Annotated in this window: 5 protein-coding genes; 3 read left to right on the top strand and 2 right to left on the bottom strand. The window is 50.3% G+C overall.

Annotation, left to right across the window (positions count from 1 at the left end):
• Positions 1-733 precede the first annotated feature (733 nt).
• The 3 genes from ligA to BJP58_RS16900 all read left to right on the top strand — a co-directional run bounded on the left by ligA (position 734) and on the right by BJP58_RS16900 (position 11,565).
• Positions 734-2,749: an NAD-dependent DNA ligase LigA gene (gene ligA / locus BJP58_RS16910; RefSeq protein ID WP_194544726.1), complete on the top strand. Its 2,016-nt coding sequence runs from the start codon at positions 734-736 to the stop codon at positions 2,747-2,749.
• Positions 2,750-3,110: 361 nt separating this feature from the next.
• On the top strand, positions 3,111-7,610 hold the full coding sequence (locus tag BJP58_RS34060) for a S8 family serine peptidase (protein WP_194544725.1): 4,500 nt from the start codon (positions 3,111-3,113) through the stop codon (positions 7,608-7,610).
• 229 nt (positions 7,611-7,839) lie between these two features.
• On the top strand, positions 7,840-11,565 hold the full coding sequence (locus BJP58_RS16900; RefSeq protein WP_194544724.1) for an S-layer homology domain-containing protein: 3,726 nt from the start codon (positions 7,840-7,842) through the stop codon (positions 11,563-11,565).
• Positions 11,566-11,724: 159 nt separating this feature from the next.
• Here BJP58_RS16900 and BJP58_RS34055 read toward each other — a convergent pair whose 3' ends face one another.
• Together BJP58_RS34055 and BJP58_RS16890 are read right to left on the bottom strand one after the other, a co-directional pair.
• Positions 11,725-13,503 (bottom strand): protein kinase domain-containing protein, encoded by a 1,779-nt coding sequence (locus BJP58_RS34055; RefSeq protein ID WP_194544723.1) that lies wholly within the window; start codon positions 13,501-13,503, stop codon positions 11,725-11,727.
• A 272-nt stretch (positions 13,504-13,775) separates the two neighbouring features.
• The gene (locus BJP58_RS16890) at positions 13,776-15,032 is read right to left on the bottom strand and encodes an MFS transporter (protein WP_194544722.1); all 1,257 of its coding nucleotides are present in this window, start codon (positions 15,030-15,032) and stop codon (positions 13,776-13,778) included.
• Positions 15,033-15,336 lie beyond the last annotated feature (304 nt).

Here is a 15,336-nt window from a genome sequence, read left to right as displayed (position 1 = left end):
GCGATCGGAGAGAGGGCTGGTTGAAATTTGATCGGCCGATTCTCCAGGGGCACTGCCACGTTCGTTTACGTCGAAGGCGTGACCAAGCGAAAATATATCTATTACTCGTAATTCCACTTTGGGAGAGCTGTTGGCGAAAAGCCAACTGACGCGTGGACCCTAATGCTGATCGATCGCTTTAAAAACTTGAGCGGCATTCCGGAGGATAAACCCTCGGATATCGCCGCGGCCGATTTGCAATTTTTGCCGTTGGACGCCCTCGTTGCGTGAAGCAAGGGGGGTCTTCATGAGAGCGAAAAGGAGGAACTGCTGAGCCAAGTGAATGGAGGTTGGTTCAGCTCCGACCGTCCCCTTATGCAGGGGGTATAACGTTGACTTTAAAGCCGGGGATTGGATATAATATTTGCTGATCAACCTATATTTGCTGAATTGTGAAAGAGGGCAGCAGTCTGTATTGTATTAAGCTATCCAGAGAGTCGGCAGCTGTGCAGGCGAGTAGACTCGCCTGGTAGTTATGATGTGATAATCCTCATCGTTTTGCCCGCGTTAAGGGTGTAAAGGGAGCTAGGGCAAAGCATGCCTGAGGCTAACTAGGGTGGTGCCCACGGGGAAACTTCCTCTCGTCCCTAGCGATGACACGCTATGGGGCGGGAGGTTTTTTGAGTTTAAATCAACATAGAATTTCATAGAATCTTGAATTCAAGATGAATTATTGAAGGAGGATTGCCCCTGCATGGATTTCAAGGAAAAGATGGAGAAGCTCATTGCGGAGCTGAACAATTACAATTACCATTACTACACGCTGGATCAGCCGCTTGTAAGCGACAAGGAATATGATGCCCTGTACGACCAGCTGGTAGCGTTGGAGGCCGAGACCGGAGTGACGCTTCCGGATTCTCCGACCCAGCGGGTGGGCGGGGAGATTCTGAAGGGTTTTGCCCCGCACCGCCATTTGGCTCCGTTATGGAGTCTCGATAAGGCTCAGAACATCGAGCAGCTCCGTACCTGGCATGATCGCGTGGTCAGGCTGGTCAATGACTATAATACGAAGAATCCCGGCAATCCTCTCAAGGCACCTTGTTATGCACTGGAGCTGAAGTTTGACGGGCTCACGCTGAATCTGACCTATCAGAACGGTAAGCTGGTTCAGGCGTCGACACGGGGCAACGGTGCAGTTGGCGAAGGTATTTTGGCTCAGGTGAAAACCATCAAGTCGGTGCCGATGACGATCCCGTACACGGCAGGTACGATTGAAGTACAGGGCGAAGGCATCATGAACCTGTCCGTGCTGGACAAATACAATCAAACCGCGGCCGAGCCGCTCAAGAACGCGCGTAATGCCGCCGCAGGGGCGCTCCGCAATCTTAATCCCAAGGTGACGGCCGAGCGTAAACTGAACGCTTACTTCTATAATGTAGGTTATTCGGATGGAATCACTTTTGCCGATCACAAGGAGATGATGGATTTCCTGCGCGAGAACCGGCTCAAGGTCAATCCGTACATTTTCTATTTTGAGCAGTTTGATGATGTAATGGAGCAATTGGCCGATATCGAGAAACGTCGTTCCGAGCTCGATTATCTCATTGACGGAGCGGTGGTGAAGGTGACCGATTTCCGCATTCGCGAAGCGCTCGGATATACCGATAAGTTCCCCCGCTGGGCAGTCGCTTATAAATTCGAAGCGGAAGAAACCACGACCGTGCTGCAGTCGGTAACCTGGAATGTGGGGCGGACCGGAAAAATCACGCCGTTAGCGCGTGTAGAGCCAGTTGAGCTTGCTGGGGTCACGGTGCAAAATTGTACGCTGAACAATATCGGGGATATTGAGCGCAAGAACCTCAAGTTCGCACTGGGCTCCCGAGTCTTCATTCGCCGTTCGAATGACGTTATTCCCGAGATCCTCGGCAAAGTAACGGAGGAGCAGGACGGAGAAGAGATCCTGTATCCGGAACAGTGTCCATCCTGCGGATTCCCGCTGGAGCAGCGCGGCGCTCATCTCTTCTGCAACAACAAGACGGGGTGCAAACCGCAAATCGTGGCCCGGATCACGCATTTTGCTTCCAGGGATGCCATGGACATTGAAACATTCAGCGACAAAACCGCGATCCAGTTATACGACGAACTGGGCGTGAGAGAACCGGCTGATCTTTATACATTATCTTTTGATAGCTTGCTGAAGCTGGAGCGCTTCGGCGAGAAAAAAGCCCAGAACCTGCTGGATGCCATCGAGAAGAGTAAGGAGCGGGATCTTGCATCGTTCCTCTTCGCACTGGGTATACCGAATACCGGTAAATCCACAACCAAAATGCTGGCTGATCACTATCGCGATCTGAACCGCGTGATGGCGGCGACCGCAGAAGAACTGGTCGAGCTGCCGGACGTGGGCGGCATCGTGGCCGAAAGCATCGCTGGATACTTTGCGGACCCGTTTGCCCAAGCAAGCATTCAGAAGATGCTCTCGCTGGGTGTCCAAGCAAAAGCGCCGGAAGCACCGAAGCCGGTCAGCACCGATTCCTACTTCAGCGGCAAAACGGTCGTGCTGACAGGCACCCTCCACCTGCTGACCCGCGAAGAGGCAACCGAACGCTTGGAAGCGCTCGGCGCCAAAGTCACCGGCAGCGTGTCCAAGAAAACCGACCTCCTCATTGCAGGCGAGAAAGCCGGCAGCAAACTGGCCAAAGCTCAGCAGCTCGGCATCGACATCCTGGAGGATGAAGAAGAGTTCGTGCGGTTGCTTGACGAATCATAATACAACCGGGAATATATCTTGCAGAATCAGTTGCGACTCCATGTGAACCGAGGCTAACGATAGCCTCGGTTTTCTTTTTCCCCGATTCCCTGACTTCTTCCTTACTTGCAATGTAAGCCATATTTTCTATGAATCTCTGACATTTTTGATCATTCGTCAAAACCTCCTATACAATCGACTGAATTTAACAAAAGCATACAGAAAAGGATGAAGGAATCTAATTTTGAGTTCTAGAATAATTTACCACGGGTCAGTCTTATGCGGAAAGGAGTGGATACCATCGTTAGGCAGCGCAGATATGCTGATGACATCCCAGACCCTAATGTGATTGGGAAATCTATCTTATGGGAGGGGCAAAGCCTTGAGTAAAAAGTTATGGTCCGCACTACTAATTTTTGTATTAACGCTATCACTCGTTGCACCAGCGGCTGGGGCCGCTCCGTCAGAACGGCAGATCGAGCTGGACAATCAGCTCAGTGCCGATGAAGCTGGTCAGATAAAGGATATTCTGAAACAGCGAGCTAAGCTTGCCGAGTTTCCGGTGCTTGATCAAAGTCTGCAGAGATCTGCCGGGGGGCCTACAAGAGTCATTGTAGAGCTGTCTACTGAGCCGGTGGCCTTAGCCAAAGGGCTTTCCTCTATTCAGGGTCAATCCTTTAGTTCTTCCGCAGAGGCGAAGGTTGAGGCACAAGTGCAATTGGAGCAGCAGACTTTTATACGCAGCCTGAGCACGAAGAATATAACGCACGAAATTTCGGAGCAATATAGTTACGCATTCAACGGAGTGTCCATGGAGATCGACGGCAGCAAGGTTGAAGCGCTGCTTGATCTCCCTGGCGTTCTAGGCGTATATCCCGATCTGGAGGTAACGGTTGGACCGAAGGGCGAAGTGAATCCATACATGAAAGATACGGGGCCGTTCATCGGTGCTCCGGAAGTATGGGATCTCGGTTATACAGGTAAAGGCATTAAAGTAGGCGTTATCGATACGGGTATTGATTACGTACACCCTGTTTTGAAGGATGCTTATAAGGGTGGATATGATTTCGTAGACAATGATAACGATCCCTATGAGACGACTCCGCTCGACTGGGAGAATGACCCTTCCAATCCCCCACAGGTCGATGACAGGGGGAGTACGTATTGGACGGATCACGGAACGCATGTAGCGGGTACCATCGGGGCCCGTGATGCCGGCGAATATGGAGTCGTGGGCATTGCGCCGGAAGCGGATATCTATGCTTACCGAGTTCTTGGGCCATACGGAAGCGGCTATTCCAGCTGGGTACTGGGTGGTATTGACCGTTCCGTCCAAGACGGAATGGATATAATCAACCTCTCCCTTGGCAATTCACGCAATGATCCGGACTATGTGACGTCCGTAGCACTCAACAATGCTGCGCTGGCTGGTGTCACGCCAGTCGTTGCAAGCGGCAATTCGGGGCCTAACCGCTGGACGGTTGGCTCGCCGGGGGCGGCGGCTTTTCCGATTACGGTAGGAAATTCAACGGGGCCAAGTGACGAAATTGCGGCAACAGCGCACTTTTTCACGGATTCGGAATTGCCGGGTGAGCCAACGGATAACAATGAAGGTCCGTTGGAGCTTGGAGCTGAGCCAACACAGCCCGTTACACCAGAAGAGCAGACGGATGTAGGAGCACAGGCAGATGAAGCCGCTGGGCCAACCTCGACGGATGACACGGTTGCTATGGTTGAGACGGAGCCTTCCGTCGATACGGAGCAAGATCTAGAGCCGGCTCAACCGACTGAAGGAGCCGGAGAGGAGCAGGTTACGGAAGAAGAGACTGTTGAACCTGTTAAGGACAAGGAACTGCCTTTAGCAGACGATGCCGCTCCGATCACGGTGACAGATGCAACGTATAAGCTTGAATTAATGGCCTGGAATCTGGCCGAAGATCCTGAAGTTGCCCTAGATGGCGATTTCGAACTGGTTTATGCGGATCTGGGTAAGCCAGAGGATTTCGCAGATAAAGATGTTGCAGGCAAAATCGCATTGATTAAACGCGGCGAAATTGCCTTCGTCGAAAAAATTGCCAATGCTAAGGCGGCAGACGCGAAGGGTGTTATTGTGTTCAACCAGAACCCTGGTCCTATCGGTGTGTTGCTTGGGGACAGTTTTGCCTTCATTCCAACCTTTAGTATGAGCAAAGAAGACGGTGATTATATCAAATCGCTGCTCGATGCCAGCCCGAATATGAAAGTGAATTTTACGGATTTTATCAAGAACCGAACCGCAGGCGATGAAATCAATGATTCCAGCTCCCGCGGCCCGGCTAAAAAGACGCTGGACATTAAACCTGACGTGGTTGCACCGGGAACCAGCATTTTGTCATCCATTCCGGCGTACGGTAGGGACATTGCCGATGCAGATTACAGTCAATCTTATGATCGCTTCACGGGCACCAGTATGGCAACCCCGCATGTGGCAGGGCTTGCAGCTCTCATATTGGAGAAGCACAACGACTGGACTCCATTCGACGTCAAAGTCGCAATGATGAATAACGCCAAAGTGCTGAATACCGAATCCTACGATGTAACGGATCAAGGAGCCGGACGCGTACAAGCACTCAATACCATCCAGGCAGAGGCTCTGGTGAAGGTCCTAGACAAGACTTCGTATCAGGAGAACGGAACAAGTAAAGAGCAGGATAATATTACGGGAAGCATCAACTTCGGTAATTTCACGGGCAAAGCTGCCAAGACTGTTCAGAAAAAAGTAAAGGTAGAGAGTATTGGAAATGCGGGCGGGACTTTTAACGTGGAAATCAATAACACGCAGGTCACGCCGGGGGTAAGTGTTACAACCGATAAAAGCACCTTCACCCTCAACGGTCAAGAAGAGGTCACAGTAACCCTTCAAGTGCCGGAAGGGATAGAGGGCGTATCAGAACAACAAGGGTATATTACCTTTACGAATGGAGCCCACACCTATTCGGTTCCTTACGTTGCGTACTTTAACCTTGAGATCACAGGCGTGAAATATACAAAAGCCTACAGTGACAAAGAGAACTATTTACCGCATGTGCCGTTGACCAAGACTGGTGAATTGGGCGAACTCAACCTGGCTTTCGAATTTTACAATCCGATGCAGATCGTCATTGTGGACTTGTATGACAGTCTTAATCCAGGAGCGGGTGTTGACGGCGACGGTATTATTGGCCAAATATTTGGAGGGGAAGCCTACTTTGATGCAAACACCTCGTTTACGATCGGCTGGAACGGGAAGTATGCCGATTATGAAACCGAGAAAGAGGCAGAGGTTCAGGACGGATTATATTCGATCGAGCTTTTATCCCTTGGTACGGATGGAATCGTTTATTCCGATTATGCCACGATTCCTTTCTTCGTGAAGAGATCAGCGCCATCGATCCAAACCGAGCTGGATGTCAAAATATCCGGCAAGAGTAATCCTGCACTAACCGGTACGATCGATGACCTCTATGTAACGGCTGTTCCGGCTCTGTGGGATGAATGGGCAATTGATTTTGATGTAAGCGAATGGTTAGATGCCAATTACGTTATTAAAAGAGCTAACAAAACGGTCGCCAAGCAAGGCACCTTTGATGTTGGACAGGATGGTGCATTTAACATTGCCCTAGACGGGTTATCTTCAGGCAACTATACCGTTGAGCTTTCCGTCAAGGACCGTCAAGGACTTCAAGGAACGGCTTCCGTATCTTTGCAGTTGACGGGCGCGCCTGGACCAGGCAACCCGGATCCAGGTAACCCAGGTGGCGGATCTGGAGGAGGCGGTGGAGGCTCGTCCTCCGGTGGGGGTTCCACAGGAACTCCAACCACTCCAGCACCTGAATTAACGGGGGATGCCAAAGTAACCACGAAGAAAAATGCGGATGGTACCGAGTCTGCAACGGCCGCTCTATCTGAAGCAGCGGTTGCGGCAGGAATTACCGGAGACGGCAAAGAAGTGAAGCTGGACGTATCGAAGCTGGATTTCAGCAAATATAGCGATGTAGCCCTTACCCTCGGTAAGGCTGCCGCGGATAAGCTGAAGGCATCCGGCAAGCCGCTTGTTATTACAGGTAACGGTTTTACCTTGACGGTGCCTGCTGATGCCTTGGATGATTTCACTACGAGCAGCGGATTCAGCTTAGCGGTTTCCGTAGCTGCAAGCAAAGCGGGATCCGAAAACACATTGAACGCTGTATCCCCGATCGTTTCGATCAAGCATGGGGATAAGTTTAAACATCCGCTTTTGCTGACATTGAACTATGACCCAACAAAAGTGAAGGATGCGCGCAAGGTAGGTGCCTACGTGGAGTCGGATAAAGGGGAGCTGCAATCCGCAGGATTGCTGCAATCGGCTGAGCGTGGATCGATCACGTTCCGTGTTAACGGTCCAGGTTCATATATGGCTGCCGAGAATAACGTAACCTTTAACGACATCGTCAGCCACTGGGCTAAGGATGAGATCGAGGTTGCTGCCTCGCAGCATATCACGAACGGTACAGGTGCAGGCCGCTTCTCTCCGAACAATGCGGTGACCCGTGCCGAATTTGCGACACTGCTTGATCGTATTTTCGAAACAGGCATCGATTGGGAAACACGCAGCAAAGAAGCGGGAGCGAAGAATCCGCTGACCCGTGAGGATATGGTGGTCATGATTGCGGAAGCGCTGAAGATTGATTCCGAAGCAGGCTCCTTGTCATTTAATGATACGAATCTGATTTCGGAGGATGCGCGTGCGGCCGTAGCTTTTGCAGTGAAGGAAGGTCTGGTGAAGGGAGTGAATGGCAACCGCTTCGGACCGGGTGAGACTTCCACTCGGGCTCAGGTATCCGTGATTGTGTACCGTTTGCTGGATTATCTGAACAAAATCTAATCTAGGATAGGCAGAGGCGGATTTTTAACTATGAAAGACTCGGCTGGCAGCAGCCGAGTCTTTTTCATTTTCTCCAAAGATCCCTCATACGGGGGATGTATATCTACCCAGGCAAAAGCTACTATTTTATATAGGTATACATTCCTATTTCACTAAGGTTGTATGTTTAAAAAACGAAAAAAGGAGGATTAGAGCCATTAAGCGCAGTGTAGCACAAACATTCATTGTGATGGCCATGATCGTACCGCTTCTATTAGGCAGCCTGGCCATTCCGGTGAGAGATCGAGCTTTTGCATTACAGGTACAGGCCGAGACGCTCGGTGACATCGTTTATGATCCAAGGGGATTTGCCGGAGTCCTTCATATTTACAGCGACGGGACGACCATCAGGTCGACCAATTTATCGGAAGTCCCATCAAGCGCAAAGTGGGCCACGTTTGTGCCGATCAATTTTGACGGCATGGAGCTTTATTATAGCCGGGATGGGATTACAACGGAGAAGAGAATGCTTACCACTGGACAATTGAACGACATTCCTGCCGATGTGAAGTGGCTGACATTAAGCAACTTTGATGGATCGTTCTTTGAGAATCAACCCATCGATAATCAGCAGTATACGTACAGTGTGGACGGCGTCAATGTTTTAAGTGGTCCTGAGGTGCCGGCTAACGCGCTATGGGCCACAATAAGTTATTATACGACCACCTGGAGCGGCGAAAACAAGGCCTTAAACTACAGTCGTTCCCAGGCAAGTTACAACCTGAAGACGGACCTCATCCGGAGTGTTTCGATTGAGTCCCATGGGGCAGATACGGGATATGCACTGGCAGGCGATAACGTTACCCTGTCCTTTACTTCGCTTCCAGCACTGCAATCTCCGAGTGTCATGCTAGCCGGACAGCAAGTACAAGCAACCGCTATACCAAACGCTGCCTTAAACGAATGGAGGGCATCTGTGACGCTGGACGCTAGCCATCCTGAAGGGCAAATAGATTTCAGCATTGCATACCAAGACGAAGGGATTCCAATGACCGTATCGGCAACCACGGATGGAAGCTCCGTATTTTTCGACAATAGCCCGCCGTCGATATCTCTGACGCAATCTACGTCAGAATGGACACAGGGCAACGTCATTGTTAACGGACGAGCTTATGATACGGGGAGCGGGGTCCAGATTGAGAAATGGGTGGAAGGCCGCCAAACGGAGTCCTTCTTCCATAATAACGGTCATTTGCCGCAAGGCGGCACATTTACCGCGTTTAATAACGGATGGTATACCTGGTACGCCAGCGATCGAGCGGGAAATGAGACGGTGCAGTACATTGAGATCGGGAACATTGATCGAGCATCACCTACGCTTAGCCTGACGTCATCGCCGACGGGGTGGGCAGTTGGGTCTGTCCAAATCACCGCATCAACCGCAGATGATCTCAGCGGGATTAAGCTCACGAAGTGGGCCGCCGGCAGCCAGCCTTTGGCATTTTTCAAGAATGGCGCCGGAACCATGTTCAGCGATTCTTTTACAGTGACAGATAACGGGGGTTACACCGTCTATGCAGAGGATCAAGCGGGGAATGCGGTAACAGAGCAGATCACGATTGACAATCTGGACGCCATCCCTCCTGTAATTTCGTTGGCGCCATCCACGACGGAGCCGACGCAGACGGATATCGCTATTACTGTAGACGCCTCTGATCAGGAAAGCGGCATCGAGATCGTCAAATGGGCAGCGGGCAAGCAGCCGTATTCCTATTTTGCGGGAGAGGGGAGCGCCTTGCGAGGGACAGGCTTTACGGTTTCGGAGAATGGTCTATACACGGTCTATGCCAAGGACAAGGCCGGGAATGAACAGATCGAGACTGTAGAAATTACTAATATTTATAAAAGCGGCCCAAGCCTTCGTCTGTCACTCGACAACGCGAATTGGACGAACAGCTCCGTACGAATACAGCTCGATGTAACGGACAATGGCAGCGGTATGGCATTGCAGAAATGGGCAGCCGGACATCATGATCCCGATTATTTCATGAATGAAGGCACTCCGTTTACCGGTAACAGCTTTGCCGTTGACAGCAATGGAATGTATACCGTTTATATCAAAGACAATGCTGGTTACGAGGCCGTGGCCGTCATTGAGGTTACCCGAATGGATAACGAAAAACCGATCATATCGGAGCTGAGGCTGACGCCCGAAGCGTGGACGAGTCAGGATGTCGAAATATGGGTATCCGGCATGGACAACTCCGGCGTGATCTCACTTATGAAATGGAGCGCCGGTGTGCAGGATGAAGCCTACTTCGAGCAGGGATGGGGCACCGTGTTCCAGAATGTATTTATGGTGGACGCGAACGGAGAATACACGGTATATGCGAAAGACGCTGCCGGTAACGGGAATGTTAAGTCCTTGCATGTAAGCAACATCGATAAAGAAGAACCGATCATCCGCCTGCAGCCTTCTATCAAGGATCCGACGAACCAGAACGTGGCCGTGACGGCTGATGTATACGGTACGTTAAGTCCGATCATGGTTACGAAGTGGGCGCCGGGAATCCAGCCGTTGTCCTATTTTGACGCGGAAGGGAACGACTTTAACGGAACCTTCGAAGCGGAGCTGAACGGATGGTACACGGTATACGCCGAGAGTGCCGCGGGCAACAAGAGGATTGAGACCATTGAAATTACGAATATTTTTAAAAGCGTGCCTGTCATTCAGGTTACGGTGTCCCCAACCGTGCCAACAAAAAAGGAAGTAACAGTCACCGCTTCGGTCTATGCCCCGAGCCCTTTAGTTGATCGCAAGTTTGTCTTCGGACAACAGGATGCTGCCTATTTCGGAGTTGGAGGTGGTGAGCCTTGGAGCGATAAGCTGGAGGTCCATGAGAACGGCTGGATTACTTATTATGTCCGCGATCATGCAGGCAATGAGTCGGTAAAACAGGTCGAAATCACGAATATCGATCGGGAGAAGCCGGTGATTACCCTGCTTGGTGATTCTCGAATCTCTTTGATGCAAGGTTCTGACTATACGGACCCGGGGGCCACGGCCATTGACAATCTGGACGGGGATCTAACGGATCGCATCGAGGTTGAAGGTAAAGTCGATACTTCCAGACCGGGACAATACACGCTCCGTTATTCGGTAGCCGATCGTGCCGGCAATGAGGCGGAAGAGGTTGTTCGAACGGTTAACGTTACGCCTTGGCCGGGTGGTGGAGATACAGGACCGACTGATCCTACTCCGGGAAGCGGCGGGAGTAAGCCGAATCCCTCTCCGGTAGATAAGGGGGATCAGAACGAAGGACTTTCAGGATCGATTTCAACCCCAGCACCACCCCCAACAACACCAGCTCAGGGAAATGACGGCGACTCGTCTGCTACTCAGCCGCCCCCTAGCAAACAAACTCCTGCCTTTGCGGATATTTCCGGCCACTGGGCGGAGTCGGAAATCCAGGCACTATATGATCTGAAGCTGGCAAAAGGTTATCCTGACGGAAGCTACAAACCAGACCGTCCGGTGACCCGGGCCGAATTTGTCGCGCTGCTGGTACGGAGCCTGGGTTTAGAAGGGCAATACAGCGCTGCATTCGAGGATATTAAAAATCACTGGGCTGGCGATGCGATTCGCACGGCTCTAGCCCATGGGATTATTGGTGGTTACAGCAGCCGTGCTTTTGGCCCTGATGATCTGATCACACGTGAGCAAATGGCTGTTATGCTGTCTAAGTCAAGCCGGCTTGCGAGTCTTTCCTCCGGTGAATCCAGCAAAGATATGCTGTCCTTCAAAGATCAAAGCTCTATTTCTATCTGGGCGAAGCAGCATGTATCCAACGTGGTCGAGAACGAGTTGATGAACGGATACCCCGGGGGACGCTTTTTGCCTCGAGGCTTAGCAACACGAGCAGAGGTAACAGCGGTTATACACCGTTTTATAACAGCAATTGAACAGAGCGTATAAAAGAAAAGCTTACTTAAGGACTCTTCCTTAAGTAAGCTTTTTAGATCTATTATAAGAGCTTTCCCTTGCTGCCCAGCATAACTGATTCGTGGAACAGAAGAACAGAGGCGACGGGATAGCAGCTTATAACTGGCGTTTAGTTCATTCAGAAGGTAGGAGCTATTCAGGAGATTGATGGTCTTCGTGAAGCAAACCGAGCGTATTAGCGATGGCTGCGGCTTTTCCCCTTCGGTCAACCTTCAGTTTTTCGAAGATTTTCTTGATGTGGGTCTTTACTGTCTCATGGGTAATGGTAAGTGCCGCAGCGATTTCTTTATTCGAGAGCCCCTTTGAGATCAGGCGAAGCACTTCCTTCTCCCGTCCCGTTAAATCATGCACTTCTCCCGTATGCTTTCTTACTGTTTGGAGGCCATGTTCGGAAAGCTGCAGCTCGGCATGGGAGCGGACTCTCGCATGAATGGCGAATAAAGCTTGGGAGGCAATGGTACTCAACACGTGAAATCGTTCGGGGGCAAACGCTTTCGTGATCACATCATTTTGCAAAAACAATACTCCTAGCAACTGATCCTGTACAACGACAGGAAAATAAAGCACGGAACCTTTTGCCGAATGAGCGGAAGAAGGGGAATTCAACTCGTCCATCCCTAATGTGGCAGCCGAGCCGCAAAGGGCAGCTTTGGATTCCGCTGTCTGAATGAGCAAACGCCGACTGACTCTATGGGCATCCCCAAGGAGCGTTCGCCGGGAAGAAGCCGTCATAAGTCTCCCGTCTTGCTTTGCCTCAGCTTCTACATACCACATGCCTTCCTGAAGTGTCAGTATCAGTCCGCGATGGGCACCAGCGTTCATAATCAGGAGCTGCAAGAAACGTTCAGCTACTCGTTCCGTTACGATCTCCGAGTTAAAAATATGTGATGCCTGCATGATGGCGGCCAAATCCAACACTTGTGGATAGTTGACGATATGGCCTGAAAGCGAGATGGAGGGGATCGTTTCTTGGAAGGACTTATCCTCCTCGTTCTTAGCATTGGGTACTTCATGATGCTGCTGAGTCGGAATTGAATTGGAAGCGAAAGGATTCTGCCTGATTTCATGCTTGCAGCGCTTGGCATCCGAATCTGATTCTTTTATAGCCGCTAATCGATGCTGGGCTATTTCCTCAGTAATGCTCTGCATGTCGAAGTAGCGGTCAGCGGGGTCTTTTTCCAGCATGTTCAGGATAAGTTCGGATATCCATTGAGGCAGATGAATATCATGGAAGGGCTCAGGCCTTATGGTAAGATGGGCGTGAGCCCAAGGAAGCGCGCCGTTCGCGGTAAAGGGAAGTCTATGAGCGAATAGCTCGTAGAATGTTACGCCAAGTGAGTAGATATCGGCTCTGCTGTCCAGTCGATGGCCTATCCTCCCGGTTTGTTCCGGAGACATATAGATTGGATTGGCTTCCAGACTGCCATGTCCTTCTATATTCATTTGATCCCTGCGAACGGCGTATCCGAAGCCTGTTAAATAAACGTCCTGGGAACTTTCTTGAACAAGGAGCGTATCTGGCCTGATGTTTAAATGAAGAATGTCGTGGATATGCAGTTCCTGCAGCCTGCGGGCAGCACGCTCAAGCATTGGTATTAATACTGAGGGTGAGGAGCCGTGAATTCGCACATATTCCCTTAAGGTAATAGCGTGGATGGGTTCAAACTCCAACACGATCATTGTCTTGAATGATAGGTAGGATACTGGCTTGAACAGCCCGTCCACATCCAAGTCACTGAGGAAATGATATTCGTGGATGAGCTTCGCGTTCTCGATCGTTGTACGGGTACCTTCTTTTACAATTTTCAGGAGCATCGTTCTCCGGGTTCGCTCGGAACGGGCATACGCCACCGTTATATATGAATCCTCATAGACGATGCCGATGATCGTATATCCTGGGATTTTCAACATATCGCACATTCCTTTGGTCTAGCCTGGTCATACTATGGCTTGTATTTTGTTTAGTATACCATGTCTATTGACTGGGATTATCAAAAACAAAGCGCTAAAGGAAGGGAAGATTAGCGATACAGGCACAGATATCCTTTTTATGTCAATATAAATGACAGACGCCCAGTCGATCCGTATCGGCGCGGATGATCTGGGCGTCTGTCTTATAAGGACCATAACTATGTTATTTAAAGCAAGCAATCTGAACGGTTACAGAGACTTAGCGGAAACTGTTAATCTCTTGCCCACTGGTCCAGCTTATCATCACCGGGAAGAAGCAGGGCAAGCAGACCAAGCAGCGGCAAGAAGCCGATGGCGATCATAACATTGCCGATTCCCCAAGCATCCCCGAGATTGCCGAGCACAAGCGAACCGACCCCGCCCATGCCAAAAGCAAACCCGGTAATCAGCCCGGATACCGTACCGATATTGCCCGGATGCAGCATTTGGGCATAGACGACGGTAACTGAAAAACTGGACAATAGAACAAATCCGCCAATAAGGAGCAATACAGCCGCCCAGAACGGGGAGGCGAACGGCAGAATCAACGCAATGGGTGCTGTGCCGATCATGGAGAGCATGATCATGTTGCGGCGGCCAAAGCGGTCGGCCAACGGACCGCCGAAGAAGGTACCCACAGCTCCGGATGCGAGAAATAGAAAAATATAAATCTGAGCGTTATCAATCGTGATCTTGTACGCATCCATGAGGTAGAACGCATAATAGCTGCTAATGGCTGCGCCATACCAGGAGCGGATAAATACGAGAATGACGAGAACCAGCGTTGCATGGCGTACGCTTTTGCGGCGGGCGGGATCAAGCATACGTCCGGCGGCTTTCTTTTTAAACGTGTAACCAGCTTTCAGCATGCCGTGGTACCAATGGGCAACATAGGATTGCACGAGGATACCAGCTGCGGCAACGAAGGTGAAACCGATCGCGCCGAACTGTCCGAACGGTACGAAAATGTATCGTGTCAGGAGTGGAGCAAGTGATTGCCCGGCATTGCCTCCTACTTGAAAGATCGATTGGGATAACCCTTTTCGCATACCTGCAGCCATATGAGCGACTCGCATTCCCTCAGGATGAAAGGTCGCCGAGCCTAATCCGATCAGAACGACGGCGAACAGAACAAGGATATATGTATGTGCATATGCAAGAATGAATACGCCTGCAAACGTGAAACACATACCGATCGGTAGCAGAATCGGTGTCGGCCTTCGATCCGCAGCATACCCGATAACCGGCTGAATAATGGATGAAGTAAAATTAATGGCAAAGGAGATCCAACCGATCTGCGTAAAGGTAAGCAGCAGGTTATCCTTTAATATAGGAAAGATAGCAGGGATCACGGACTGAATAGAATCATTAAACAAATGAACGAAACTGATGGCGATTAGAATTTTATATACGGTAGCCTGATTTGCCTCTCCGTGCGCAGGACTTGGAGTATCAGTGGGCTTTTGGAGAGCGATGCTTTTGTCTGCCATTCGGCGAACTCCTTTCTTATGTATATAGTCGGGCTTCAGAAAAGCGATGAACTAACCTTAAAACCTTTTCTATAGGAAATCAATTACATTTCGAGATGATACTTCATGAATTTAAAGTCTGAGATGAAGCGAATTTATAGTAAGGTCGCCGGCAGGCGGGGTTAGATATCGTTCTCTATAAGGTATAAATCCTGATAGGAACGATGTTATGCGAAACTTTACATATTTTCTTTTAAAAATGCTTGCTATATCTTTTGGATCATGGTATATTACTAACTGTCGCTTTTGACGAAAGCTTTTGAAG

Origin of the sequence: Paenibacillus sp. JZ16, from assembly GCF_015326965.1 — a bacterium.
In the GTDB taxonomy this organism is placed as follows: Bacteria; Bacillota; Bacilli; order Paenibacillales; family Paenibacillaceae; genus Paenibacillus_AQ.
This window is presented reverse-complemented; position numbering and strand designations above follow the sequence as displayed.

Excerpts from the sequence above, each read along its gene's own strand:
- BJP58_RS16890 (WP_194544722.1), bottom strand. The coding sequence starts at position 15,032 with ATGGCAGACAAAAGCATCGCTCTCCAAAAGCCCACTGATACTCCAAGT.
- ligA (WP_194544726.1), top strand. The coding sequence starts at position 734 with ATGGATTTCAAGGAAAAGATGGAGAAGCTCATTGCGGAGCTGAACAAT.
- BJP58_RS34055 (WP_194544723.1), bottom strand. The coding sequence starts at position 13,503 with ATGTTGAAAATCCCAGGATATACGATCATCGGCATCGTCTATGAGGAT.
- BJP58_RS16900 (WP_194544724.1), top strand. The coding sequence starts at position 7,840 with ATGGCCATGATCGTACCGCTTCTATTAGGCAGCCTGGCCATTCCGGTG.